A 26,225-nucleotide genomic window follows, 5' to 3' on the forward strand; every position below is an offset into this window, starting at 1 on the left:
GGAGATGTCTTACAGTCAAAAGAGGAAATTAACAAACTCGATCATTTTTATCGTACTTGCGATTGGGGCAATTGCAATGATTGCACCACTGATCTGGATGTTGTCCACGTCATTGAAGGAGAAGCAGGATGTGTTCGCGCTTCCGCCTGTATGGATACCTGAAGTGTTCCAATTTGGAAAGTATAAAGAAATCTGGGAAGCAGGACCGCTGCTCAGCGGGATCAAAAACAGCCTCATCGTTGCGGTGAGTGTAACGGTGGTGGGTACGTTTACGTCCAGTATCGCAGCCTTTGCTTTTGCCAAGTTAAGATTCCCGCACAAAAACAAACTGTTTCTCGCGTTGCTGGCATCCATGATGATTCCTTATCCAACAGTCATGATCCCGCAATTCATCATGTTTGCAAAGCTGGGCTGGGTGGATACGCTGTTGCCACTGATCGTTCCAGGACTGTTCGGTAACGTAATCATGATCTTCTTCCTGCGCCAATACCTGCTTAGTGTGCCTGATGCGATTATTGAGGCGGCCAAAATCGATGGAAGTTCCTACTTCCGGCTGTACTCCAGTATTACGTTCCCGCTCATCAAACCGGCGATTGCTGCACAGTTGATTCTCTGGTTCATGGGCATCTGGAACGATTATCTGGCACCAATTATCTATCTGAATTCACCGGAGAAGCAGACGTTACAGCTCGTTATAGCAAACTTTAATGCCACGTATGCGATCCAGACGGATTATCCACTTATTATGGCGGCATCGATTGTGGCTCTGTTACCTGTATTAATCATCTTCCTGATCTTCCAGAAACAGATTATTGAGTCGGTTGCCATTTCGGGAGTGAAGGGATGAACCAGCGGAAGAAATTCCGACGGTGGTCGAATTCAGGAAAAGGAGTGGTTGCTTCCATGTTGTTATTGTTGGTTGTTGGAGCTACGGGTTGTTCTGGAGAAGGAGCAGGAGAAACGGTGTCCCGTCCCGTCTTTCCTGAAGCTCCTCAAGATGCTCAGTTGTATGACACTTCCATTTTGGACGATGAATCACGCTGGACGGTGAACAATGCGCATGATCCGGCCATTATCAAAACAGACCAGGGATACTACGTCTATTCCACAGACGTTCGTGTAGCAGGAGAAGCGAAACCCGGCGTCATGGTACGTAAATCAGATGATCTGATCCACTGGAAGTGGGTAGGTCAAGCTCTCCCGGGTATTCCGCAAGAAGCGCTGGACTGGACGGGTGCGGTCAATCTGTGGGCACCGGATGTTATTCAGGCTGGTGATACCTATCGGATGTATTATTCGGCTTCTTCTTTTGGCAGTACCCAGTCGGCTATTGGTCTTCAGACATCTCCATCTCCCGAAGGTCCTTGGACAGATGAAGGACTGGTTGTGAAAACTTCTGCGAATGAACAGGACAAATTAAATGCCATTGATGCCAATCCCATTGTGGATGCCGAGGGTAATTCGTGGATGGTATATGGTTCATTCTTTGACGGAATCTACATTGCGCCACTTGATCCCGACACCGGGAAATTCAAGGAAGAGGGTTATGGTACTCGCATTGCTGCTCGGGATCGTGCTACCGAAGAAGGTGCAGTCGAAGGTCCATACATTGTGTATAACCCGGAGTTCAAAAAGTATTATCTGTTTGTCTCCTATGATTCCTTGTTCGAAGATTATAACGTGCGGGTTGCGCGTGCTGATTCAATCACAGGACCGTACACGGACATAAACGGCAATAACATGCTGGATACAGAGTATCTGCCGCAATATGAGATCGGCACCAAAATTCTCGGCGGTTATCGCTTCACAGAAGGCGAGGGCTGGGTTGCGCCCGGACATAACTCCGTTCTGAAGGACGGAGGCGATTATTACATCGTGCATCATGCACGGGGCGAGACGGATAAAAACTGGCCATATCTGCATGTACGCAAAATGTTATGGACGAAGGATGGCTGGCCTGTGGTTTCACCTGAACGTTACGCAGGTGAGACTGCACAGGATATTCCGAAATCCATGATTGCCGGGGAGTGGGAAGGTATGGCGCTTGATCCGTCCGTGGACGGGCAGATTCAAGCCGTGCCTTATACCCTAACAAGCAACGGTAAAATTAAAAGCGAAAAAGGTTCAGGAACCTGGACATTTGATGACAAACAAACACTGATGTTGAAGTGGAAAGAAAGCCCATGGGGCGGAGCCTCCACAGAAGAGCTGAAGCTGCTCCCGTCCTGGGACTGGGAGCGAAGCCAGCCCACGCTGGTGGTGACAGGTCTCGATGACCACGGCGTGGCGGTCTGGGGCAAGCAAATTAGCGCAGCGGAGGAGTAAGGGGGCGAGCAGCGAGCGCGTTAAGAGGGAGCTGCCGCTCCGAGGTGCACAAGCAGTGAGGGGGAGGGAGGAGCCGCAGGAGTGAGTTTGGCATCCGATTTCAACCGCCAAGAGCGGTGGAAAGAGAAATCGGAGGACAAGAGAGCACCAAGGCTCTACCACCCCCGAGCGCCTGCTGTGTATGACAAAGCTGGCATGTTAAGGTGCGCTAACGCCAAGGTGTTGCAGCTTTTAGACACTCGAGATTCATCTGTGCTGGCCTATGTCTGAGGCCAATCATGCACTAAATATGGGGAGAGTTGACCCTGCGAAGTGGTCAACCCCATAAGACCGAGCCACCAAAAAGGCTCGAAGTGAGGTTGTAACCCGGCGAGCGCGGTAAGAGCGAGCTACCGCTCCGAGGGTGCACAAGCAGTGAGGGGGAGGAAGGAGCCGCAGGAGCGAGTTTGGCATCCGATTTCAACCGCAGAGAGCGGTAGTAAAAGAAATCGGAGGACAAGAGAGCACCAAGGCCCTGCCACCCCCGAACGTCCGCTGTGCACCACCCCAAAAGGGTTTTCGCTTTTTCGCAATTGGGTTACATCCCCAAACTTCGAGCCAAACAACATTTGAAAGGGGAGCATTCCCATGACTGATTCCATTACATTTACTAATCCTATCCTGGAGCAGCGCGCTGATCCATGGGTGTACCGTCATACAGATGGTTACTATTATTTCTCCGCTTCCGTGCCAGCCTTTGACCGGATCGAAATCCGGCGAGCAGAGACTTTGGAAGAGTTAAGAGATGCTGAGCCGGTAACGGCTTGGACGAAGCGTGACACAGGGCCCATGAGTGCCAACATTTGGGCACCGGAGATTCATTTTATCGATGGCAAATGGTACATACACTACGCTGCGGCTCACACCAGTGAGACCAACGAAGGACTGTTTGATCACCGTATGTATGTCCTGGAGAACGATTCCGCGAATCCACTCGAAGGAGAGTGGGTAGAAAAGGGACAGATACACACACGGTGGGAATCATTTGCGCTGGATGCAACAACCTTTGAACATAAGGGGATTCGCTATCTGGTCTGGGCGCAGAAAGATCCTGATATTGTGGGCAACTCCAATCTGTACATTGCCGAAATGGAGAACCCATGGACGCTACGCGGCGAACAGGTTATGATCTCTACCCCAGAGTATGATTGGGAAATCATCGGCTTTAAGGTCAATGAAGGAGCAGCCGTGATGCATCGGAATGGGCGGTTGTTTATCGGCTACTCGGCAAGCGCGACCGATTACAATTATTGTATGGGTCTACTCACCGCAGATGAAAATGCCGACTTGCTTGATCCGGCCAGCTGGGTGAAATCACCCGAGCCGGTATTCCAGACTTGTGAAGCGAACGGCCAATACGGCCCAGGTCATAATAGCTTTACCGTGTCACCAGATGGCAAAACCGATATTCTGATCTACCATGCACGTAATTACAAAGACATCGAGGGTGATCCCTTGTATGATCCGAACCGCCATGCCCGTGCTCAAGTGATTCATTGGCGTGAAGATGGCACACCTGATTTCGGTGTTCCGGTCCCAGATGGCAGCGCAGTAGCAGAAGCAAAATAAGAGGTAGTGAAACCTTAATATGAGAGCCCTTAGTTAGCGAGTGATGCTGATTAAGGGCTCTTCTGTGTGTGAACGATAAGATAGAGTGGCCTGAACATATGTGTCCTGGACACAAAACAAAGCAACCACAACGATGATTTCTGCGTATGAGAGAGATACAGAATACGATGCAGAACCTATTAGGAGGATCACATATGGATTCACGCGAGACGTTGGACAAGGAACTTGAACAGATTTTGAAATGGGAGAAACAACAGAAAGACTTGTTTATTTGGGATAAAATCGGGCGTTTGCCCTTTGCGATGTTGGATAAAGTGATGCCTAAAGCGCTGAAACAGAAGATCGGAGATTCCCTGAACGACGTGGGTCAGTATGTGCAGAATGGGGGCAAGTTCCTCGTACAGAAGAAAAAAGTAGCCAAGCTGTTGCAAGAGGAAGCCGGGAGGTCCGGTTATTCCATGATGGATACGACCTATCGTCTGGAGCAGGAATCTGAAGCGGAGGGGACAGCAAAGATTCATAGTGTAGAGAATCTGCCACTTCAGGTGCTGGACCGGGTGGCCGATAACATCACAGAGAGTCGAACCAAGTTTGCCGCGGCTCAGGGAGCAGCTACAGGGTTTGGTGGCATTGTAACCATAGCAGCAGATATTCCGATGGTGATGGGGCTTTCTCTGAAGGTACTGCAAGAGATGGCTCTATGTTATGGTTATGATCCGGATGAACCGCTGGAGCGCATCTTCATTGTCAAATGTCTGCAATTCTCTTCCGCTGATATTGTAGGTAAGAAAGCGATCATTGAAGAACTGGCCGCTTATGATGATCCCGACAAACCCATTGAAGTGGTATCGCAGATGCAGGGGTGGCGGGAAGTGTTTAACTCCTACAGTGAATCTTTTGGCTGGAAGAAGCTGTTCCAACTTGTGCCGATTGCTGGCATGGTGTTTGGTTCGGTGAGCAACAAAAATACAATTCGAGATGTAGCCGAAGCAGGCAAAATGTTGTACAAAAAACGGCTGATCCTTCAGCGTTTGAAGTAATATTACAGAAGAAGTCATAATATAGAAGAATATTTATATTGAAAGAGATGAATTTGATATGTTAAACAAACAGGGTTTCTATGATCTTTTAGATCGCAATAATATCGTTTACAAAAGTATTGAACATCCCGCAGTATACACGATGGAGGAAATATTCTCTTATCAGATTCCACATACAGAACGTATCGTTAAAAATCTGTTTCTGCGTGATGACAAGAAGCGCAACTATTATCTGGTGACGATTGCTGGGACAAAGTCCGTTGATTTGAGAAGTTTAAGCGAAAAGATACCTAGCCGCAAATTAAGTTTTGCCAGTGAAAAGGATTTGTTGGAATTCCTCGGATTGGAAAAGGGCCATGTAAATCCAATGGGAGTGTTTAATAACATGCAGAAAAACGTGACCGTAGTTTTTGACAAGGATTTAGTTGGTCAGAAAATTGGGATTCATCCCATGGAAAATACGGCAACGGTATTCCTTGAATTTGAAGATGTGAAGGAACTGATTACAGCTCAAGGTAGCAGCGTTGTCATGTGTGACGTGGAATAAACGGTTGAAGCTAAATACGAGAAAAACATATATAACAAAAAGGTTCCTGCCGTTCTGTATATACAGAGATGGCGGGAACCTTTTTTGTTATGGTTGGACTTTTTATTCATACTGTAAATGCAGGTGACTAAAGTGAAATCTAACGAACTCAGCAGACGCTACTGGGCGATATTTCACTAATCCCGATTTCTAAAGAATCTCAGACACGTTATTTCTGCATTTCACACGCACATTCCAAGGTTTTCGGCCTTTTTCTCGGGAATAGCGTTCCTCAGATTCTTTAGATTGCGAAATCGGCAGTATTCGTTCAAATAAGTGCTGTCAGGTTCGTTAGCGCAAGATAACGTCTTATAAGGGCAATGCTGCCACGTAAGGATTGGATCTAATATAGAATAAAAAGTGGGCACCTATTGATGTATTTTTTACTCTTCACTACCGTTTTCTTTCGCCCAGATATTGAGTAATTTATCGGATGGAAGCAGGAACGTGAAGATCCCGAGCAGGGGCAGGAAGCTGCACATCTGCATTACGGGTGATACACCGAAAACGTCAATCCAGTTGCCCAGCACGAGTGCGCCCAGGCCTCCCATACCAAATGCCAGACCAGTAATTAGACCGGAAACCGTTCCGATTTTGCCCGGAATCAGCATCTGTGCGTACACAACCGTAACCGAGAAGCTGGATAACATAATAAAACCAATAATGGTTAGCAGTACGCCTGTCCAGAACAGATTCGCATAGGGCAACAACAGAGCAAGAGGAGCAGCTCCAGCCATGGACAGGAAGATCAGGTTACGTTTGCCGAATCGGTCCGCAAGAGGTCCTCCGAAGAATGTACCAAGTGCTCCAGCAGCCAGGAACAAGAAGATATAGATCTGCGCGTCCTCTGTGGACAATCCAAAAGTATCTTTCAGATTAAACGCATAGAAGCTGCCGATGGAAGCGATATACCAGGAACGAACAAAGACGAGCAAAATCAATAGCGTAATGGCGGCAGTAATCTTTTTGCGCAAAGCAGGATTGGGTGCGCGACGGGCAGCAGCCTGTCTACGCAGATATCCTCCTGATTGAAGCATGCGTCCATACCAACGGGCTATGTAGATCTGAACTGCAATTCCCATGGCAGCAATGCCTGTAAATCCAATGGCACCGAACAGTCCAAACGGGATAAAGATCCAGCGTGTAAGCAATGGGGCAAGGGACTGCCCGGCGTTACCACCAACCTGGAAGATGGACTGTGCCAGTCCACGTCGTTGACCAGCAGCCATATGGGATACCCGTGAACCTTCCGGATGGAAAGCGGCGGAACCTAGACCGACAAAGATAACGGAAATCAGGACAGCCATATAACTGTCGGCGAAAGCCAACAGCAACATGCCGGTAAATGTAAAACCCATGCCTATGGGCAGGATAGATGGTGTCGGTTTTTTATCAGCAAACCAGCCTACCACAGGCTGCATAATGGAAGCGGTAAAGTTGATAGCAAATGAGATCCATCCGATCTGAGTATATGTGAGATGCATGGAATCTTTCAGAATCGGAAAAATGGCTGGAATAACCGACTGGATCGAATCATTGAAGAGATGAACCAAACTGATGGCAATGAGTATCCGGTAAACGGTGCTTTGGGCATCCGATCCGGGTGGGGCTTTCGAACGCGCTGTGGCGTCCTTGGTTAATGAGGTTTGTGTAGACATGTACAATTCTCCTTTGGTCGCGGTCACGAGGGATCAGCGCCTGATGTTGTAATATATGCGTGTAAGCATATTGTTACATAATAGGATAGATTGATTGGACCGACAAGGGGAACAAGGGAAAACGTTGATGAATTCAACTCTATTTCTGAGGTGTTTATTAATAGCATTACATTTACAAAATAAACGTATTACTTTAGCATCTACTGTAAGAAGACCCATATTTATGTGTAAGAAGGATAGAGGAGGGATGGATATGAAATCCTTATCACCTTATGAATCCGCCAAACGTGAGTTGGTGATGACTATTTTGTATATGGCTGTAATAACGTTTCAGGCTGTCTATGTTGCACCAAAATCTCTAGCTGCTGCCATCGTCATATTTATCATTTTTCAATCGATTGGTGTGCTGATGTTGAGACATTACGTCAAAAAAGTCAGAGAACTAAAGGAAGATCAGTCTACTTGAATGCGCTGCGATCCAATTGCGTTGAGACACTTAGTCTCATACAGGTGTATACTAACCAAAGAAAAAGCCGGATCTCTTCAGGTTTTGAAGAGTTCGGCTTTTCTGTGTCCTATAATTTATTTTAGTTATAGCAGAGTTTATTTACCCGCCAGTTTAACGATTATCAATCGTCTCCGGGTACATATCATGGTTCATCATGCGGTGGTCGGCCATCTGCTCGTATTTCGTTCCAGGCTTACCATAGTTCGTATACGGGTCAATGGAGATGCCGCCGCGCGGTGTGAATTTGCCCCATACTTCGATGTAGCGGGGGTCCATCAGCTTGATCAGGTCGTTCATGATGATATTCACGCAATCCTCGTGGAAATCACCATGGTTACGGAAGCTGAACAGGTACAGCTTGAGTGATTTGCTTTCGACCATTTTCACATCCGGAATGTAGCTGATATAGATCGTTGCAAAGTCCGGCTGACCCGTAATCGGGCACAGACTAGTGAACTCCGGGCAGTTGAATTTTACAAAATAATCGCGGTACGGATGTTTGTTATCAAAGTTCTCCAAGATTCCTGGATCATATTCAAACGTATATTTTACGTTCTGGTTGCCCAGCAACGTCACATCTTGCATTTCATCAGGTTGTCTCATCGGTTATTAAACGCTCCTTGTTTCCGCCAAGCCCAAAGCCTAGCGGTATATATGAATAGGCAATTTTGCCTGTATAATTCTCTTTTTTATCTGATGACATTTCGTCCTCATCCTTACATCATTCCACCAATACTGCCCATCAAACGCCGCGTTTGTTGCCCCATACCAGCGTATGAAGCTGTGGAAGCACACGAACATCATTCAGGTCATCGGAGGCACTGACTTGGTCAATCAGCCACTCATACCGAGCAAGCAGTGAGGATGCCAAATCTGGTGTATCGGCGGAAGTCACATCCGGGTTCCCGGTTTGTAAAAATAAATCCGTGCCCGGATACCGTGCATGCACACGGCGGGCATAGTCCAGGTCTGTCTCATCGAAGATCACGATTTTCAGACTATGACTTCGTTCTACCGGGCCAGCGGCCAACCGTTCGATCAGATCATCCAGCACGGCCCAATCGGTGTCCATGCCGGAGCTCGGTGGCTTGGGCGAGAGGGTGACTTCGTCAATGTTCGCCAGCCAAGGCTGCCAGCGGGAGCCCTGCGTCTCCACCGCGGTGCGGATGCCGTTCTCCCGTAGCAGGGCAACCAACCCGCCCAGCGAAGCGAGCAGGGCGGGATTACCGCCAGAGATAGTCACATGGGAGAAACGGGTGCCGCCAACGCGGCGCAATTCTTCCCATACATCCTCTGGCGTAATCATCCGAATCTGGTCCTTGCCACTGCCGTCCCAGGTAAAGGCCGAGTCGCACCAGGAGCAGCGATAATCGCAGCCCGCGGTGCGAACAAACATCGTTTTTTGCCCGATGACCATGCCTTCGCCTTGAACCGTCGGACCAAAAATCTCCATCACGGGAATGCGAGCCTCTTTGCGAGATCCCGTCTCATTCACCTGCTGTGTCACACTACTCATCGATCATCCACTCCCGTCTCGCTTCCGCGTAACTGGTGGGTGTCTCGAAGAGTCGGACAAACTCTGTCCGCCCACCATCGGTCAGCCCGGCATAGGGCTCCGTCTGGAGCGCATGTTCCATCTGTTCGAACAGCCAAACGACCATATTTTCAGCCGTGGTATTCATTAAAGGAAGTGTCTCGTTGAGGTACTGATGATCCAGATATCCCTCAATCTGAGTTTTCCATATATCCTTGATATGTCCAAAATCAACTGTCAGCCCGGTTTCACCCGGATAACCGCTGATACCAAAAATAACTTTATACGTATGACCGTGCAGGTTCTTGCACTTGCCTTCATAACAATGCAGGTGATGTGCTGCGTCAAAGGTGAATTCTTTGCTTACAAGCACACGTTTGCGGTGGTAGCGCAGCTGGGTGGGGAGAATATCTTCTCCGATGCGTTGCAGATGCTCTACAATACGGAATGTTCCTGGCTCTCTCATCGTACATCCACTCCCGTAGATTCAGCAGCAGTACGTTGCTGTACATAACGATCCAGTCCGGCTTTGCGCAGTTTGCAAGCAGGGCATTCTCCGCATCCATCGCCGATCACGCCGTTATAACAGGTCAGAGTACGCTCACGGACATAATCAAAAGCACCAAGGTCATCGGCCATCTTCCACGTTTGGGCTTTGTCCAGCCACATGAGCGGGGTGTGAATGACAAATGGATAGTCCATGGACAGGTTAAGCGTCACATTCATCGATTTCACAAATGAATCCCGGCAATCCGGGTATCCGCTGAAATCCGTCTCGCATACACCTGTAACCAGGTGACGTGCTCCTTTTTGCTTGGCCATAATGGCAGCAAAACTGAGGAACAGCAGATTCCGTCCATCCACAAATGTACTTGGCAGTTCGCCTTCTTCATGTGTAATCTCCACATCCGTGCGAGTGAGCGCATTGGGTGCAAGCTGATTTAACAGGCTCATATCGAGGACCGTTTGCTGTACGCCCAGATCACGTGCGATTTCCGCTGCGCATTCAATCTCCAGCTTGTGGCGTTGTCCGTAATCAAACGTAACAACCTCGACTTCGGCAAACTGTTGTTTGGCCCAGAACAGACACGTGGTACTATCCTGACCGCCGCTGAATACAACGACTGCTTTTTCTTCGTTCAACATAAAAAAACCTCTCTATCTTCTTGAGATCAAACCATGCACATAGGCATAGAGTGTCGGAAGAACAGAGAAGTTCATGAACTGGCATCCATCAAAAAACACACCTTCTCGATAACCGCTTCAAAAAAGCAGGCAAGAGTAAGTGTCCTTAGTTTTTTACGTACATGATTGCATGGTGACCGCAACGTGTACGCAAGACTTATACTGACCATCACATGGTCAAGTCTTATAGAGGGAGTTCGCGAACCTCTCCCATGCCACAGGCATGGATTTTCTTCTTCAATTGTCTGAACCATTATAACATGAAACGGTGTGGTGACCACCCCACTGGAGCATAGTGGCAGCTAATTGGTCGGCTCCATCAACTAACAGTTTATTTGATCAATACATTGCCGAAAGGGATCACTTCTTTCAGAATTCGTTTGAACAGTCCCTCATCGTTAAGATCCTGTTCCAAGCGGTGATTCTCACGTCCAGCCTGAAAGAGTACAGATCCATGTCCTGTCATCTTCCAATGATAATTCATATGCTGACTGGCAAGGTTGTTACCATATACGGTGAGTTCCAGATGTGCATTTTCAGGATAGGCAATAATACTGCCAGCATCCACATAGAGTGGCGCTGTTGGATGAAGTTCCTGTTGGCAGACCTGACCTTGAGTGAGCAATCCGATTTTGCCTTTGCCGGAAAATTTCATTTTCACTGCATCACGGGTGATCAGCATGTTTTTGATTTTCTGGATTTTGGTATGCATGGTTACACCATCAGAGTAGAAGAACAGGTGGCGGAAGTCATAGAGCAGATCACTGTCCTCCGTGAGCTCCACTTCCTTCATCGTGAATCCGGGAGGAAGGGCAGCCACAAATTGGCAAGGTCCGGTGATTTCGGATTTAATCAGCTTTTTTTTGCGATATATGCCCGTGATATTCATGAATTTGTCATTGCGACTCCCACTTGGACCGCGGAAGGCCACAATTTGCTGCGGATGCAAAATATGAAGGCGGTCATCTTTAATGAGTGAAAATGTGACGACTTGTCCTGCTCCGCCTGCTTCAGCATTGTTCAGGTGTATGTTCATGCAGTTGCTCCTGTTCTTTTATACTCGGCCCGAACGGCGACGCATTCCCCAGCGCATCACACGAATCAGAACAAAGTAACCCAATATGAGAGAAACGACAATGATGATCGTCGTCTGAATTCGTTTGGTGGTAGCTGCTTTGGCATTCTGGTCGTCCTGTAATTTACTTACCATTTCAGTGAGTTTCTGGTTCTGAGCCAGCAGTTGTTCATTCTGGGTCTTAAATGCTTCGACATTGGCCTGGGCTTGTCCCAACTGAGCAGACGTTTGATTTAATTGCTCCATCGTTTGCTTATAACTTTCCTGCAGAGCGTTCACTTCTCCGGGCAGTTCGGAGACTCGCTCCCATCCGCTGTATATATCCGTAAAAATATTGGCACTGGCCGCACTTACTGTCGAAGCGATCGATACGGTAAATAGAATGCATGTGGTGAATAACACCCGAATGAAATAACCCTGAATGGATTTTGGCATCGTTAACACCTCTTTTTTTGGTTAGATAGATCAATCGCCGAATTCGTCGTCTATTGTTGAAATACGGCTCTTACATTATACGTCAAAACCGGGACGATGGGTTCAATATGATATCGTTTTATTACCCGAAATATATAAAATTATTTAGGAACAGGGCTGTTTAACTTACAAATCTGCGGGGTAATAGAACGATAGGCAAGCACACCGGACCGTTTTACAGATCTTTTACTTCAGTTCCGGGTGCATGCTATTCACAAATACGCAATTTAATGAACGATACCAATATATCCGATTGAATATAAGATCGTGAACATGAAGGAGTAGAAACATATGTACACAGCAGATCAGAACACATCAACCAAAACGATTATGATCACTGTTAATGGAGAGCCAGTAGGGCGTAAGCTGGTCATTGACAGTGTCACCTATGCACCGGTAAACGAAGCAGATGGCGTACAATATTTACACAAAATGGGAGTCAATCATCCTACTGTTTAATTTGGGACTTGTCATAGATAAGTGATTGATAAGCTTGGCCTAGTGCCAGGCTTTTTCGTCGTTTATTGTCGTATTGAGACGGATTTAGGGATATAAAACTAATATATTGGAAAAATTTAATGAGAACATGTGTTCCGTGACAATATAGTGTCCATTCACCCTGATAACTTAGAAGATAATACACATAAATCGGGGGAGAGACTACCAGTGAACTCAGTCTTTGAAGTATCTTATTCGTGGAATAAAGAGGCCATACCGACAGGGGGAGCCGACCCCGTATATATGATGGTAGAGTGGCGTAACGGTGCCCCTGCCAAAAGACTTAGGAAAATAGCACCCAAAATTGTATCAAGAGATTTGGAACTTTTGCTCAAACCGGAATATGGAGTACAGCTAAAGGGCATCTATGGATGTCGTTCCAAAGAAACGGATATTGGTTGGTTATTGAGGCTTGGGGATATGTACAAGGGAGAAAGTAAACAAATTTTGCTTGAATTCGTCATGGGACCCCGTGTATCAGGAAAAGCTGCCGTATGTTCAGCCTACTGGAGCACAAGGAAGTTGAAGCAAAGTCAACGTGTATTGTTACGAAGAGAACAGTTGTATATTCAGTACACCAGTCATCTGGGCATGCTGCGACAGCCAGAAGATCCCAAGGTGGAGAAGACGATCAAATTAAGTGAAACCGTGCCCCTGATCAAACAAGCCTTACGCGCCTACGAAAGAGGCCGGGTTCAAGAGGGAAGTAATATGTTACGTCGTCATGCTGATGCCTTGTTAATTGAAGCTGCGCGGAAGCAAGATCTGGACTATTACGCGGAAGCCGAGATCGTTGAAAAGTTGCGTTATCACTATGAGATCACGTTTACAACAGGATATCATGACCGTGAAAAAAAGATATTAGGGGAATAGGGTTGATTTCAGGTGGTAACGGTATAGAGAGAGTCTACATATTTGAAGGTGAAGTTTAGGAGAAGGTCGAATGTATGTATCAATATCATATTAAACAATGGATGGAGTTGTATCAAATTTATTGAAACAACATCGTGGAGGGTCCGGCAAAATGACAGACCGACTAATCCGATTAATGCGCATTATAACGCTGGTGCAGGCCAAGCCAGGCATACTGGCACGTGAGCTCGCCCAGCGATGCGAGACGACGGAAAGGACGATATACCGCGACATGGAGGCCCTCAGTGCAATGCATATCCCGATCGCCAATATGGGACACGGGCAAGGGTACATGTTTATCAGCCAATTTGCCATGTATCCCCTAAATTGGTCTGATGAAGAAGCCCAAGCTTTCATGCATCTTGCTGAAGTTATGGAGAATATTCGTCCTTTGCTGAAACCTGCTTTTGAGAGCGCTTATGAGAAAGTGGTTGCTGCGAGTCAGAAAAACAAAACAGAACGAGTGGAATGGTCGGAGCAAATTAGTGGATTGTTCAAAGCGGGATTGCCCGCATGGCAAAATAAAAACAACGATTCGCAGAATCAATCCATGATTACCCTGCTTCAGGCTGGCATTTCACAGAACACCATTGAAGGGGAGTATCTGTCTCAAGGTAAAAAAGGGATCATACGTATAGATCCTTACTGTCTTATCCCTCGTGAATACAGATTTGAGCTGTTAGGGTATTGTCACCTGTCGGAGAAACTTCGAATATTTCAGGTGAGCCGGCTGCAAAAGATACGGATATTGCCACGCACGTTTCGCAAAGAGGATTATCTGATGCAATCGCACTTCCGCATTCCTTGGGCATACGAGGGAAGTACGGATTGGACTGCGTTCAAAATTCGATTTGCACCCCATGCTGTGGAGCGTGTGATGCAGGAGCAATTTTTTATACGACCCATCCTAACCATTGAACCGGAAGGTAGCCTGTTATTTGAAGCCATATTAAGTGATGTTGACGAATTTCTTGTATGGATATCTAAATATGGACCTGATGCGGAAATTCTCGAACCGGAGATCTGCCGCATCAAGATGAAAGAACGTCTAAACTATTGGCAACAAATGTACAATAAAAGTTGAGATTAGAATGCCACCTATCCTAAGCCAAAACACCATTAAGTACTGTGCTGTGGACGGTTACTCTTTGGTTTTGAAAAGGCCTGCCAGATTGCCAAATGGAGATTCTTTTTCTTCATCTTCTGTGGAGCTGGAATAAACAACCTTGGATGTAATGCCCTCATCATCGGCTGCACAGTTGTTTTCCAAAGTGAAACGGTCAAATTGATGCATAAACACCTTGGCTGTATTGATGGCATCATCCAAGGCACGATGCTGGGTACCATCAAATTCAATTCCACAGATTTCAAGAGCCTGAGCGAGTCCGAGTTGACGGAACTTGCCTTCTTTACGAACGGTGCGGGACCATTGTTGTTGGAGATCGTTATGATTAGTGATCCAGGCTACATCAAGTTGATGGGTGCGACAATGAGAGATCAGTTTGCTGCGGTCATCGGGTCCCCAGGAACACATGTAATAGGGGTCACTTCCCATCCAGGCAATGAATTGGTTCAGTGCTGCCGGAAAAAGGGGGGCTGCATCAATATCTTTCTGTGTGATACCTGTAAACTGAATCGTGTCAGTGGACAGCACAGACTTATTGGAAGGACGAACATACGTATGGAACGTGTCCGTTACGACCAATCCATCTGAACTTTCCGTAACTTTGACGGCACCGATATCAATAATTTCAGAAGAATAGCGAGTATTGCGACTTACCGTGAATTCAAGATCATATATGATATATGGCATAGGACAAGCTCCTTTATCGATTAATACCTGTGATAGATTTCTATTTCTCTATATTACAGGGAACGTGCTGCCATGTCAGCCATCGCCAGAGAATTCATTGTAGTCAGGATGAACGAACAGTCTGAGTGTTTAATGATCTTTCTAATGCATTTCCGGTTTTGGTAAGTCTTTACTTCGCAAAAAGTGGTCGTTATAATGAGGAAAGTTAGGGACTTTCCTATGTTTTGTTTGTATTTATGGCAACATAAAAGTAGAATTTTCCGTCTTATTATCAGAACTTCCTAACACCGTTTGAAGTGTTGGGGAGTTTTTTATTATTTATAGCATGCTCATGCAGGAAAGGAGGAAAAGTTAGTCGGTTGTTGGTATAACAGTAATAAAACTACTTCACGAGTTAGTATTATTGAATTTAAAGTACATATGGAGGTTTGTTTCTTTGATTAGTAGAAAATTGAAAATAACAGCAATTACAGCCAGTGTGTTTATTGTTTTAATGAGCGCTGCATATGGTGCATTTTATATTTGGAACAAGAATTATAAATTTAATAATAATTATGTATGGCAGCCTTTGGAGGAAGTGCAATCTACACTAAACCTGAAAGATTCCTATAACGTTATTGTAGCTGGAACGGATCCGGAAGGTATTACTGCTGCCTTATCAGCTGCTCGTAATGGGATGCGTGTATTGCTGGTGGAAGCAAGAGATCGCAACATGTTGGGAGGATTGTTGACCGAGGGAGGTCTTAATACGCTGGATCTAAATTATTCCCCTGAACAACCGCAGTTATTGAGTAGTTTGCGGCAGCCTGACTTTTTGAACAAAGGTATCTTCCAGGAATGGTTCGACCAGATCGAGGGTAGTTCATTTGATACCAATACAGCGGCTAACATTTTCTATCGGATGGTTCGTTCTGAACCTAATATTGACCTGTTGATGAATGTTAAGGAATTAGTCCCCCTTACTGAACAATCTACGGGAGATCACACGACAATAACGGGTATGAGCATAACTAAAGAAGATGGAACAACTGTTCAGATTTCAACCCGCTCCATCATTGATGCAACGCAAGATGCGGATATTGCAGCCGCTGCAGGAGTTCCATACTCCATAGGCAGACAAGATATTGGAGATGGTAAATCCAAAATGGTCTCTACGCTTGTATTCAAGTTAAGCGGTGTTACTGATGAGGTATGGCAAAAGTTTAGGGAAAGAGAGGGAACAGGGGTTGATAAGATGAGTGCTTGGGGGTACGGTGATGCTAGAAAATATGAATCCTCCAATCCACAACATATTAAGATTCGCAGTCTGAATATCGGAAGACAAAATGATGATACAATCTTGATTAATACGATGCAAATCTTTGGGGTAGATCCGTTAGATCCGATATCTGTGAAAAAAGGTCTGGAAATCGGGCGTAAAGAAGCCCCACTAATTGTTGATTTTCTGAAGAAAAATTATGATGAATTTGCAGGGCTAAAATATGCTGGAACAGCAGACGAGCTTTACGTGAGAGAATCACGTCATATCTATGGCGAGTACCGATTAACATTAGCTGATGTCATGGAAAATCGTGATCATTGGGATGCCATTGGATACGGCTCATACGATATTGATATTCAGAGCACGAGTGTTGGAAATCCCGGCACGATTATGTTGAGTCCGATTCAATATGGTGTACCTTTTCGCTCGCTTGTACCGCTAAAGGTTGATGGTTTGCTCGTCGTTGGACGTGCAGCAAGTTTTGATACAATCCCACACGGTAGTGCAAGAGTTGTCCCACTGGGAATGGCAGAGGGAGAAGCAGCAGGAGCGGCGGTCAAGCTGGCATATATCCATAAGGAGTCCTTCCGCGAACTCTCAACTTCCGAAGAGCGAGCATCTGAATTACGTAAGATGCTGGAGAATCAGGGGATGGATCTGAAAGTACATCGTTTCGAACAGCCTGATTATATGGAGCATAAGGATTACAAGGGATTGCTGGCTGCAGCGAGTATGTATATGACTTCAGGCAATTATAATAACGATGGTTGGGAACTGGATAAAGGAATGAATCCAGAACGATTTTTAAGTAAATTGAAAAGAATGCAAGCGATGTTTCCAGAAGCCTACACAGGTAGTGCTGACCAAGCTCTAGCAAATATGGAGAATGCCGTAACCCTACCTTTAACGTTGGATCAGGCTGCGTATATGTTATGTCTGGCAATGGGATCTTCAGAAACGGAAACTTCACTTGAACAGGCACTCGCTCATTTGCAAACACAAAACTTTATAAGTGCCGACACGCTTGCTGGCATTGCTGACAAGAACAATCTTACAAATGGGGATGCGTTTATGCTCATTCGTGATGTAGTGGAGTATTATTCTGGAGTTGTATTCGACTAATTGGTTGACAATTACTTGTAAATGAACTAATGTGGTCAAAAATGATAACAGCGTTATAACGAGGACATGATTGTGCAAGCCAGCTTCAACAGAGAGGGAATAGTGTGGTGCAAGGTTCCTGTAGCTGCTTCATAAATTCCTACCTCGCGAGCTGCGGAAGAGAATGCCCATACAGGGTTGCAACCTCCGCCGGCAGGGCCCGTTATGCCCCGTAGGACTGCACGTTACAGATCGCATAGGTTGCAAACGGATTAATTTGCAGTTAAATAAGGGTGGTACCACGACACATTCGTCCCTTGACGGAGGTGTCTTTTTGCTGTTTATGCGCCGTATTTGATGACAAAAAAAGGAAGATTAGGAGTGTGTTATGATGCGTCAAAGTGAAATGCTTGTCCCAACATTACGTGAAGCGCCAGCGGAGGCAGATGCAGCGGGACATCGCTGGTTACTGCGTTCCGGCATGATTCGCCAACTGGCAGCAGGGATATACAGTTACCTGCCCCTTGGACGGCGTATATTGTTAAATGTTGAACGGATCGTTCGTGAAGAGATGGATCGTGCTGGATGTCAGGAAGTGTTACTGCCGATTATGCAGCCTGCGGAGTTGTGGGAAGAATCCGGAAGATACACACAGTATGGTCCCGAATTGATGCGTCTGAAGGATCGTCATGCACGGGAATTTGCTCTTGGACCAACACATGAGGAAGTCGTAACCGCTTTAGCGCGGGACGAGGTGAGCTCGTATCGTAAGCTGCCATTCACCCTGTACCAGATCGGAACCAAGTTCCGGGATGAGCGCCGTCCTCGTTTTGGATTGCTGCGTGGACGTGAGTTCATCATGAAGGATGCGTACTCTTTTGCTTCGGACTGGGAAGAGCTTGATCGGACTTATCAGGCGATGAACACGGCGTATAGTCGCATTCTGGAGCGTTGTGGTCTGGACTATATCCGTGTTGAGGCGGACGCAGGAACCATTGGCGGTCAAGGAGAAACACATGAGTTCATGGCTCTTGCTGATGTGGGTGAGGACACAATTGTAACCTGCAAACATTGTGGATATGCTGCAAATCTGGAGAAAGCGGATTATCAGACTTCTGGAGATATGGAGAAAAAAGAAAGAAGCTTGGAAGTTCCAGCTGATTCTGCGAGTGCAGACTCCGCGCTTCAAACGGATCAACATTCAGGAGTGGAAACCGTAGTACGTATCTCGACACCTGGCGTTCGTACGATCGCAGAGTTAACCACTTTTGTGGGCAAAGGTGCTGAACATATGATCAAAACGCTGCTTTATGTGGCGGATGGTCAGCTCGTCGCTGCGCTTGTGCGTGGAGATCATGAACTGAATGACATCGCATTGAAGCAGGTGTTGGGGGCAGAGGAACTGATCCTTGCAGACGATGCAGCCATTGCGGCTCATCCAAATCTGAAGGTAGGATTCCTGGGTCCGATTGGACTAAATCTGCCGATGGTGGTGGACGCTGACGTGGCAGTGATGAAGAGTGCAATTACAGGAGCCAATGAAGTGGATGTGCATGTTTCCGGTGTACGCCCAGGGATTGATTTTGCATTGGAGCGAGTAGAACGAATCCGCTTTGCTGCGGAAGGGGATGCTTGTCCAACATGTGGATCACCACTTGTGTTTACCAAAGGTATTGAGGTTGGACACATTTTCAAATTGGGAACGAAATATAGTGATGCCATGGGCGCTTCATTCCTGGATCGTAATGGTCGCCAGTGTGCGCCCGTCATGGGGTGTTACGGCATTGGCGTATCCCGCCTGATGGCCGCTATAGCTGAGCAGTATGCAGGAGATGAGGGCATTCGTTGGCCGGCCGCTGTGGCGCCATATGATGTGCATCTGATTACAGTAAGTTGGAAGGATGAGCAGCAGCGTCAACTCACCCTCGAACTGGAACAACAATTGATCGATGGCGGTTACACGGTATTGGTTGATGACCGGGATGAACGTCCAGGTGTGAAATTCAAGGATGCGGAGCTGATCGGATTGCCTGTGCAGATCGTTATTGGCCGAGGAGCAGCAGAAGGACAGGTTGAATTGGGATCACACGCACTTGCAGCAACAGGTGAATCGAAACGAATCGGGTTGACTGCACAGGAGGCTGTGCTTTATGTGAAGGAACAGCTCACTTCCTAAATTCAGGGGATTTTCTAATTATATGAGTTCATATAATAGTACTGAATATGATGCGGTAGCTGATTTTGATTGCTGAAATTCCAATGTGAGCATGAAAAAGAGGGCTATAGGCATGCAATTTGGCAGGATTTTATGAGTGATATCATACGAAATAACTATATTTGGATAGTTGTATTTAGTATACACATGATTTTATGATTAAGGATTTGAAGATGATCATACTCAGGTGGATTTATGTGCAAGTATGCAATTTTGAGAAGATAGAGATGTCGAAATAAAAGTACAATAACCGCATGAACACGGTCATTCCGGAGAGTTTTTATATAGTTCGGTGTGGAAGGCACATGATGAAGTTGGTCCGTAAAGGCCTGGCTGGGGTTTATTTTTGCCTCAGATGATTGTCAGGATCAGCAGGATATGTCCACAGGAAATGTTCAATTATCTGATATGGATTGATGTTTAAGAACGGAGATACAAAAGGGTGTCCCCTTAACCAGTAATCTGGCCTGAGGGACACCCTTTTGGTTATGACAAGATTGATTCGTTATGTTGTTGCGCCTTATAAGCGGATCATGCCTATATGCACTTTGCTTTGCTGAGCTTAAGAAGCTGCAGGCAATTTCAATTGTTGACCTGGATAAATCCAGTGTGGATTTTTAATATTGTTCAGCTTTTGCAATGCCTGCCAAGTTGTGCCGTATTGTTTGGAGATAGAGTACAGGGAGTCTCCGGATTTCACAACATGCAGTTTGGCTGGAGCTGGTTTACTTGGCGTTGGTTTAGACGGTTTTTCCGGTTTTGGTGTTTCTGGTTTTGGCTTGGTTGGAGTTGGTGTTTCTGTTGCCGGAGTTTCCGGCTCTACTGCAGGTTTTTTCGCTTCACTGATCCGACCATCTGTTTTGATGTCTACAGCGCCAAGCTTCTGCATGTAATTGATCAATGCTTCGTCCAGCGCGCCATACATACCCGTAGTTGGATATTTGGCAAACATGGTGTATTCGTCACCACCAACAGCTGTGAAATCATTCGTTGCCAGTGTATACGTTGCTTCCGGATCAAGGGCTTTATCGCCCACGGTTACGGAATGTACACGGCTACCTTCTGCAGCGGAAGTGTCGATTTTGAACTTGATACCAGATACTTGCGGGAATCCACCGCTTGGTTCAGGGTAGGAAGCTACACCGACTTCAAGGGCTGCCAGAATATCGGACCCTTTCACTTCAAGCGTTACCACTTGATTACCAAAAGGAAGTACTGTGATGATATCACCTTTGGTTACGATCCCTTTTTCGATGGAAGCACGGATACCCCCACCGTTTGTCAGTGCAATATCGGCTTTGCTGACATCACGAATGGCATCTGCAAGCAGGTCACCCAGATTAGTTTCTCCTGCACGTACCTGTTCACGTTTACCATCCAGCAGAATAGCTGTATTGGCTACTTCTTCTTTCAAGATAGGTTCTTGTTCTTTTTGAATGGAGTTTACGAGAGTCGCGACTTTCTCATTTGGTTTGATGTCTTTTGCTTCAGTTTCATCAATTAATGTTGCTTGTTTCTTCGTTACTTTACCACCATCTACCCACAGATCGATGACACCTACGTAGTTAGTGTATTCTCCTGCACTTGCAATCAATGTTCCGTTATCGGATACAAGGCCATCTTGCAGTACAGTGTGGCTGTGACCATCGATGAATACATCGATGCCAGGAACTTCTTTAACAACTTTAAAGCTAGTATCCGTGCTGGATGCATCTTGTCCAAGGTGTCCCAATACCACAACAACATCTACTTTGCTGCGGATTTCGTTTACCAGAACTTTGGCTTCCGCAGATGGATCTGTAATATCAAGACCTTCTACGTTTTTAGGATTCGTTTTATACAACGTTTCAGGTGTAGTCAAAGCGATGATACCAATCTTCACGCCATCCACCTCTTTAATGAGGTAAGGATCGAAGAGACGTGTTCCGTCTTTTTTCTTCACGTTGGCACTCAGCATGGGGAAGTTCATCATGTCTGCCAGTTCGATCAGGCGATCCGAACCATAGTTGAATTCGTGGTTACCCGGTACGATGGCCTGGTATCCCATTTCATTCATGACTTTCACGATGCTCTCACCATTCACAAGAGTGGCAAATGTTGTACCATGCACAGCATCTCCAGCATCTAGCAAGAGTGTGTTCGGGTTTTCGCTACGATATTTGTCAGCGATTCCAGCTACTTTGGCAAAACCCATAGCAGGTGAAGATTCAACTGCACGGGCATGCGTATCATTCGTATGTAGAATGGTAATGTGTTTACCTGTGCCCGGAGTGGTATCCGTTGCAGCTGCGGCAATACCTACACTGCCAAACAGCAAACAGACCGTTAGCAGAAGTGAAACGTAATTCTTCCAGATTTTCATATGAATCCGAAACCTCCCATAATAATAATTACTTGAGCGTTTACACAGCTCAAATAGTATTTTAACAGACTATTATTAGGAAATCTCGCGAATTACGTAAAAATAAGTAACCTGAAAGTGACATGTAAATCTGCTGTTGGAAAATATAATCATCGGAAAGAACGTATGTTCTTAAAGAGTGTAAAAAAAATGCTGCGCTTCACGCGGCAGTCCGGTACGCAAACAAAATTTCTCCAAAGATTCATCCGGTTCAGGCATCACTCCGGAGGTCAGCAATTGAATGGCAAAACGGTTAGCCTGTCTTTCCAGCTTGCCTGGAGCAAAATAGGAATGTTCCTCCAGAAAGAATCGATTAATCCCTTTATGAAGTCGGTCGTGTCCAAGCTCATGGGCGCACACGAACCGTTGCCACTCCGGCGGCAAATCATTGTGTATGACGATAAACCTGCGCCGGAGCTTGCGAAAGTACAGTCCCTTGGTGGACTTCCCCAAATTGGTGAAACGAATCTGTATTCCAACCGCGCGGGCAATGCTGAACGGGCAGTTGGTCCGGTGTTTTCGAATCAGCTTTGTTACGATGTCATCCATATGATCTCACCTGCTGCCTTATTAAATTCAGTGGGTCATGCCTCATGGGCGATTGTCCGATTCGTCTGTCTTTTTGCGTTTGTTCATCTGTTTGGCTTCCCAGAACAGACCTGTCAGCACATCCTTGATTCGTTTCTTGTCCTCTTCATCGAGTGGAATGCCGTCAAACATCAGATCATCATCGTCCTCCAGCATCTTTTTGAAATCACGACGGTCTTTGTATGTAGCCCATTCCGGTACGTCCTGAAGTTCAGCAGCACTCCCTGGTTCAATATAACCGGCCTGCTTCATCATCTCTGTGTAGGGCACCGAGAGTGCATCTGAAATCTTGCGGATGGTCGCTGGTTTTGGCACACCCCGGACCCCATTCTCAATACGTGAAATCTGTGAGTTGCTTATTCCGGCTGCTTCGGCGAGCTGATTGATGCTGTATCCCTGTTGCTCGCGCAGTTGTTTCATATAAGGACCAAAAGCGTGCTCCACAATTATGCCAACTCCTTCGATTCGTACAAGTGCTTGAGTTATAAAGAAGACAGTTGGATGGGGGAGGTAGGTGTGCGTTCAATGCCCGTTTCGGATTCGGATCGTTCTTTTGATCGCTGTTATCCCCAGATTTCCTATTTCCCTCTCTAAAGGGAGAAATCCGGGGATAAAGGCGAACGCTTCGCTTCTTCAGAATCGATTCCGTCTCCTTCACTGCGTATGCGCGTGATACACACCTAAGTGCCTTCCCTAAAAATCTCGGTGGCTTCTTTATAAAAATCAAATGACTTGTACGGAAGTTCATTAATTAAACAGTACTATAACGTATATATACCATTAGGTAAAGAGATATGAAACAATTATGCCAAAAGGCATAGGAAATGAGAGCGAAGGTTTTATTTTATCGTCAAAATGAACCAAAATGAAGGTTTACTCCGATCTCCAGAAAGTGGTATCCTCAAATAGAAATACGAACACTATACGAACAAAATGTAACAATGACACAGGTTGGATGTTAGAAATGACTCTTTGAAGAAGGTAATTCCCCGGATTATACCGATTTGGAGTGATTCCAAAAGGCAACAGCGGGAAATTGAAGACATGTCGTTATTTATTTAGGAAACTGGACAACTCTATGAATAAGAGCGTTTTTCCATCGTGCAAAGAATGATGGCAAAACAACATGACGTGAACGATAGAGTGAGAGATATGAATGGAGTAAAAAATATTAGAGGAGGAAGATAAATATGGAATTGATGCTGCCCGAATTGGACCGACGCAAAACGCAAACAGCTGTTGAAGCTGCGCTGGAAAAATACCGAATTTATAAAACCATTGCATTTGAAGAACGAGAGGTTATGGTGACGGCAAGTTATGCCGAGCGTTTCCACGGTGCAACCAATGTGACGGGGGATTCCACGGCGAGAACGGCGATCTACAATGTGGATGTGCAGCGCGCGCGTCAGGCATACTGCGATACGATTGATTTTGTTGTGTCCCGGCTGAGTGAAAAGGAACGTGTACTTGTCTGTGAACGATATTTGAAAGACGATGATGTGTTTGACTATAAAGTGTATAACCATGTGTTTGATCCACCTGTCAGCAAGGATACGTATACGAAGATTCGTACACGTGCTTTCTACAAAATGGCGCTGGCTCTGTCAGATCGAGGTCTGATTAATATGGAGCCTTTGTCTGTGTCCCGCAAAGAGCGACAGAAGCTGGGCTGAGTGAGCGATTGAAGAAGTTGATCCTTTAATATCCAAGGTGGATTGGTTACAATAGTTGAACAAACCACAGTTGGTACAGCCAAAGGAGAGAATTCTGCGATGTCGGAAGAAGTCGGAATGCAGGAAATGGTCACGTTGAAGATAATCGCGGAAACGCTCAATACGTCCAATGATCTGAACTTAATGCTGGATACCGTGGTCGGCAAATTACTGGAGTTGACCGGATTAACGGCAGGCTGGATGTTTCTGATTAATGAACGTGGAGACTATACCTGTGTTTCGGATTATAATCTGCCCCCGGCATTACTGCGTGAAGATAAAGAGCCCATGCGAACGGGTACCTGCTGGTGTGTGAACCGCTTTAAGGACGGTCAGCTCAATCATGCGGTCAACATCATTAACTGTAAACGGCTGGAGGATGCGGTGGAATTCCGATGGGGAGATACTCATGATATTACCCACCATGCAACCGTTCCATTAAGGTCAGGGGAGAAGATGCTCGGCCTGCTCAACGTGGCTGCGCCAGCCAAGGAACATTTCAGCGACAGTGAACTGGCACTTTTACAGGGCGTGGCGTACCAGATTGGTAGTGCGGTAGAACGGATGAGATTGTATCGTGCGGAGCAGCGAAGAGCTGATCTGTATGCCAAGCTGGGAGAGTTCAGCACGGCTTTGGGTCTTGCAGTGAACGAGTGCAGCAATTCTGATGCTTTTTGTTTAAAAGTTGTACAGCTGCTTCGGCAGCATTATGATTGGCCTTTTGCTACAATCATTCAGCAGAAAAATGGAATGTTCGTTTTGCAGGCAGCCTATGCAAATGATACGGTTCGAACGTTATCAGGTACTCCGTTATCTTCCGAAGTGACGAGCCACATTAACCATGTAATCAATAGTCATCGTGTAACATCTCTGTCTGGGACAGAGATCGCTGAGATATTTACCCTGTGCAAGCCTGACCAGACTACGAATTCCATTGCCTCGGGAATTGCTGCTCCCCTTCCGTACCATGCGCCAGGGGAAACGGGAATTCTGGTGATCGGAATAGGAACATCAGGTCCTGCGCAGGCGGACCGTGAAGTGCTGGAGGCATTGGCCGAACATATTGCGGCCTCATGGGAGAGTCTGAAGCTGGCGGAGAATCGCCGCGAACTTGCACGACTGGAAGAGAGAAACCGGTTGGCTCGCGATCTGCATGATTCGGTTAATCAGATTTTATTTTCACTATCGTTAACGGCTAAAGGCGCGGAAAGTATGTTATCTGGCTCCGAGCAGTTGCTCCCGGCAACGGAAGCGTTGAAGGATATTCGGGCTTTGTCTCAGGAGGCTCTCAAGGAAATGCGCGCATTGATTATGCAACTCCGTCCCTCGGGACTGGAAGCAGGGCTGCTCCATGCACTACAGGAATACGGCACAAGCCAGGGGCTTCAAGTGGTGACGAATCGGACGGGAATGCGGTCTTTACCACGTAATATAGAAGAAGCATTGTGGCGAATCGGACAGGAAGCGCTGAATAATGTACGGAAACACGCGGATGTTCCTTCTGCTGAGGTCACCCTCAAGTTAAGTAATCATGAAGTGGTGCTCACTGTCACAGATCAGGGAAAAGGTGGTGCGAACAGGCCAAAAGCGTCGTCTGAAAGCTCCCTTGGCCTGTCCATTATGAAGGAACGGGCTCAATCGCTCGGAGGCAGCTTAGAAATAGTGAGTTCTTCCCGTAAGGGAACGACAGTAACGGCAGTCATTCCACTTCCGTTCGAATCTGTATAAAGT

25 protein-coding genes are annotated in these 26,225 nt (G+C 46.3%); 14 read left to right on the forward strand and 11 right to left on the reverse strand.

The genetic code is table 11. From position 1 onward, the window contains the following. Window positions 1-4 precede the first annotated feature (4 nt). The 6 genes from EL84_RS12425 to EL84_RS12450 all read left to right on the forward strand — a co-directional run bounded on the left by EL84_RS12425 (window position 5) and on the right by EL84_RS12450 (window position 5,520). The gene (locus tag EL84_RS12425; protein WP_036611483.1) at window positions 5-847 is read left to right on the forward strand and encodes a carbohydrate ABC transporter permease; all 843 of its coding nucleotides are present in this window, start codon (window positions 5-7) and stop codon (window positions 845-847) included. 56 nt (window positions 848-903) lie between these two features. After that, window positions 904-2,325, forward strand: coding sequence for an arabinan endo-1,5-alpha-L-arabinosidase (locus EL84_RS12430; RefSeq protein WP_047844141.1), 1,422 nt, complete (start codon window positions 904-906; stop codon window positions 2,323-2,325). Window positions 2,326-2,406: 81 nt separating this feature from the next. Next, on the forward strand, window positions 2,407-2,595 hold the full coding sequence (locus tag EL84_RS12435; RefSeq protein WP_047841920.1) for a hypothetical protein: 189 nt from the start codon (window positions 2,407-2,409) through the stop codon (window positions 2,593-2,595). A gap of 357 nt (window positions 2,596-2,952) precedes the next feature. Beyond that, entirely contained in the window at window positions 2,953-3,933 is a 981-nt protein-coding gene (locus EL84_RS12440) for a family 43 glycosylhydrolase (protein WP_047841921.1), read from the forward strand. A 194-nt stretch (window positions 3,934-4,127) separates the two neighbouring features. Next, a complete protein-coding gene (locus EL84_RS12445; protein ID WP_082218996.1) occupies window positions 4,128-4,973 on the forward strand; it encodes an EcsC family protein in 846 nt (281 codons plus the stop codon). A 58-nt stretch (window positions 4,974-5,031) separates the two neighbouring features. Next, the gene (locus tag EL84_RS12450; RefSeq protein WP_047841923.1) at window positions 5,032-5,520 is read left to right on the forward strand and encodes a prolyl-tRNA synthetase associated domain-containing protein; all 489 of its coding nucleotides are present in this window, start codon (window positions 5,032-5,034) and stop codon (window positions 5,518-5,520) included. Window positions 5,521-5,942: 422 nt separating this feature from the next. Here the strand turns inward: EL84_RS12450 and EL84_RS12455 are convergent, their stop codons facing one another. Then, window positions 5,943-7,217 carry an MFS transporter gene (locus EL84_RS12455; RefSeq protein ID WP_047841924.1) on the reverse strand — a complete coding sequence of 425 codons (1,275 nt, stop codon included), beginning with the start codon at window positions 7,215-7,217 and terminating at the stop codon, window positions 5,943-5,945. A 253-nt stretch (window positions 7,218-7,470) separates the two neighbouring features. Here EL84_RS12455 and EL84_RS12460 point away from each other — a divergent pair, with 253 nt between their 5' ends. Continuing rightward, a complete protein-coding gene (locus EL84_RS12460; protein WP_047841925.1) occupies window positions 7,471-7,683 on the forward strand; it encodes a hypothetical protein in 213 nt (70 codons plus the stop codon). A gap of 153 nt (window positions 7,684-7,836) precedes the next feature. Here EL84_RS12460 and queF read toward each other — a convergent pair whose 3' ends face one another. The 6 genes from queF to EL84_RS12490 form a co-directional block, all read right to left on the reverse strand. Next, a complete protein-coding gene (gene queF / locus EL84_RS12465) occupies window positions 7,837-8,328 on the reverse strand; it encodes a preQ(1) synthase (protein WP_036668798.1) in 492 nt (163 codons plus the stop codon). Between the two features lie 139 nt (window positions 8,329-8,467). Continuing rightward, entirely contained in the window at window positions 8,468-9,241 is a 774-nt protein-coding gene (queE, locus tag EL84_RS12470) for a 7-carboxy-7-deazaguanine synthase QueE (RefSeq protein ID WP_047841926.1), read from the reverse strand. Then, complete coding sequence (gene queD, locus EL84_RS12475) at window positions 9,234-9,725, reverse strand: 6-carboxytetrahydropterin synthase QueD (RefSeq protein ID WP_036611465.1); 492 nt, start codon at window positions 9,723-9,725, stop codon at window positions 9,234-9,236. The genes queE and queD overlap by 8 nt, the downstream gene beginning before the upstream one ends. After that, complete coding sequence (queC, locus tag EL84_RS12480; RefSeq protein ID WP_047844142.1) at window positions 9,722-10,402, reverse strand: 7-cyano-7-deazaguanine synthase QueC; 681 nt, start codon at window positions 10,400-10,402, stop codon at window positions 9,722-9,724. The genes queD and queC overlap by 4 nt, the downstream gene beginning before the upstream one ends. Before the next feature lie 373 nt (window positions 10,403-10,775). After that, window positions 10,776-11,480 carry an AIM24 family protein gene (locus tag EL84_RS12485; protein ID WP_036668803.1) on the reverse strand — a complete coding sequence of 235 codons (705 nt, stop codon included), beginning with the start codon at window positions 11,478-11,480 and terminating at the stop codon, window positions 10,776-10,778. Window positions 11,481-11,498: 18 nt separating this feature from the next. Next, the gene (locus EL84_RS12490) at window positions 11,499-11,954 is read right to left on the reverse strand and encodes a hypothetical protein (protein ID WP_053061467.1); all 456 of its coding nucleotides are present in this window, start codon (window positions 11,952-11,954) and stop codon (window positions 11,499-11,501) included. Window positions 11,955-12,284: 330 nt separating this feature from the next. Here EL84_RS12490 and EL84_RS32260 point away from each other — a divergent pair, with 330 nt between their 5' ends. The 3 genes from EL84_RS32260 (at window position 12,285) to EL84_RS12500 (ending at window position 14,487) form a co-directional block, all read left to right on the forward strand. Next, on the forward strand, window positions 12,285-12,452 hold the full coding sequence (locus EL84_RS32260) for a hypothetical protein (protein ID WP_200904527.1): 168 nt from the start codon (window positions 12,285-12,287) through the stop codon (window positions 12,450-12,452). Between the two features lie 207 nt (window positions 12,453-12,659). Beyond that, window positions 12,660-13,364 carry a hypothetical protein gene (locus EL84_RS12495; RefSeq protein WP_017690195.1) on the forward strand — a complete coding sequence of 235 codons (705 nt, stop codon included), beginning with the start codon at window positions 12,660-12,662 and terminating at the stop codon, window positions 13,362-13,364. 151 nt (window positions 13,365-13,515) lie between these two features. After that, a complete protein-coding gene (locus tag EL84_RS12500) occupies window positions 13,516-14,487 on the forward strand; it encodes a helix-turn-helix transcriptional regulator (RefSeq protein WP_047844144.1) in 972 nt (323 codons plus the stop codon). Window positions 14,488-14,544: 57 nt separating this feature from the next. Here EL84_RS12500 and EL84_RS12505 read toward each other — a convergent pair whose 3' ends face one another. Then, complete coding sequence (locus EL84_RS12505) at window positions 14,545-15,216, reverse strand: 3'-5' exonuclease (protein ID WP_047841927.1); 672 nt, start codon at window positions 15,214-15,216, stop codon at window positions 14,545-14,547. 436 nt (window positions 15,217-15,652) lie between these two features. Here EL84_RS12505 and EL84_RS12510 point away from each other — a divergent pair, with 436 nt between their 5' ends. Beyond that, on the forward strand, window positions 15,653-17,599 hold the full coding sequence (locus EL84_RS12510; RefSeq protein ID WP_235431523.1) for an FAD-dependent oxidoreductase: 1,947 nt from the start codon (window positions 15,653-15,655) through the stop codon (window positions 17,597-17,599). 370 nt (window positions 17,600-17,969) lie between these two features. Further along, window positions 17,970-19,754, forward strand: coding sequence for a proline--tRNA ligase (locus EL84_RS12515; RefSeq protein ID WP_047841928.1), 1,785 nt, complete (start codon window positions 17,970-17,972; stop codon window positions 19,752-19,754). Window positions 19,755-20,355: 601 nt separating this feature from the next. On the opposite strand, the gene EL84_RS12520 is transcribed toward EL84_RS12515, so the two are convergent. The 3 genes from EL84_RS12520 to EL84_RS12530 form a co-directional block, all read right to left on the reverse strand. Further along, a complete protein-coding gene (locus EL84_RS12520; protein ID WP_036668808.1) occupies window positions 20,356-22,155 on the reverse strand; it encodes a 5'-nucleotidase C-terminal domain-containing protein in 1,800 nt (599 codons plus the stop codon). Between the two features lie 171 nt (window positions 22,156-22,326). After that, the gene (locus EL84_RS12525) at window positions 22,327-22,743 is read right to left on the reverse strand and encodes an ImmA/IrrE family metallo-endopeptidase (protein ID WP_017690190.1); all 417 of its coding nucleotides are present in this window, start codon (window positions 22,741-22,743) and stop codon (window positions 22,327-22,329) included. 42 nt (window positions 22,744-22,785) lie between these two features. Beyond that, on the reverse strand, window positions 22,786-23,229 hold the full coding sequence (locus tag EL84_RS12530; RefSeq protein ID WP_082219000.1) for a helix-turn-helix domain-containing protein: 444 nt from the start codon (window positions 23,227-23,229) through the stop codon (window positions 22,786-22,788). Window positions 23,230-23,972: 743 nt separating this feature from the next. On the opposite strand from EL84_RS12530, the gene EL84_RS12535 reads away from it, so the two are divergent. Continuing rightward, window positions 23,973-24,455, forward strand: coding sequence for an ArpU family phage packaging/lysis transcriptional regulator (locus EL84_RS12535; RefSeq protein ID WP_017690187.1), 483 nt, complete (start codon window positions 23,973-23,975; stop codon window positions 24,453-24,455). A 99-nt stretch (window positions 24,456-24,554) separates the two neighbouring features. Then, the gene (locus tag EL84_RS12540) at window positions 24,555-26,222 is read left to right on the forward strand and encodes a GAF domain-containing sensor histidine kinase (protein WP_047841929.1); all 1,668 of its coding nucleotides are present in this window, start codon (window positions 24,555-24,557) and stop codon (window positions 26,220-26,222) included. Window positions 26,223-26,225 lie beyond the last annotated feature (3 nt).

This window comes from Paenibacillus sp. VT-400 (assembly GCF_001029205.1).
In the GTDB taxonomy this organism is placed as follows: domain Bacteria; phylum Bacillota; class Bacilli; order Paenibacillales; family Paenibacillaceae; genus Paenibacillus; species Paenibacillus amylolyticus.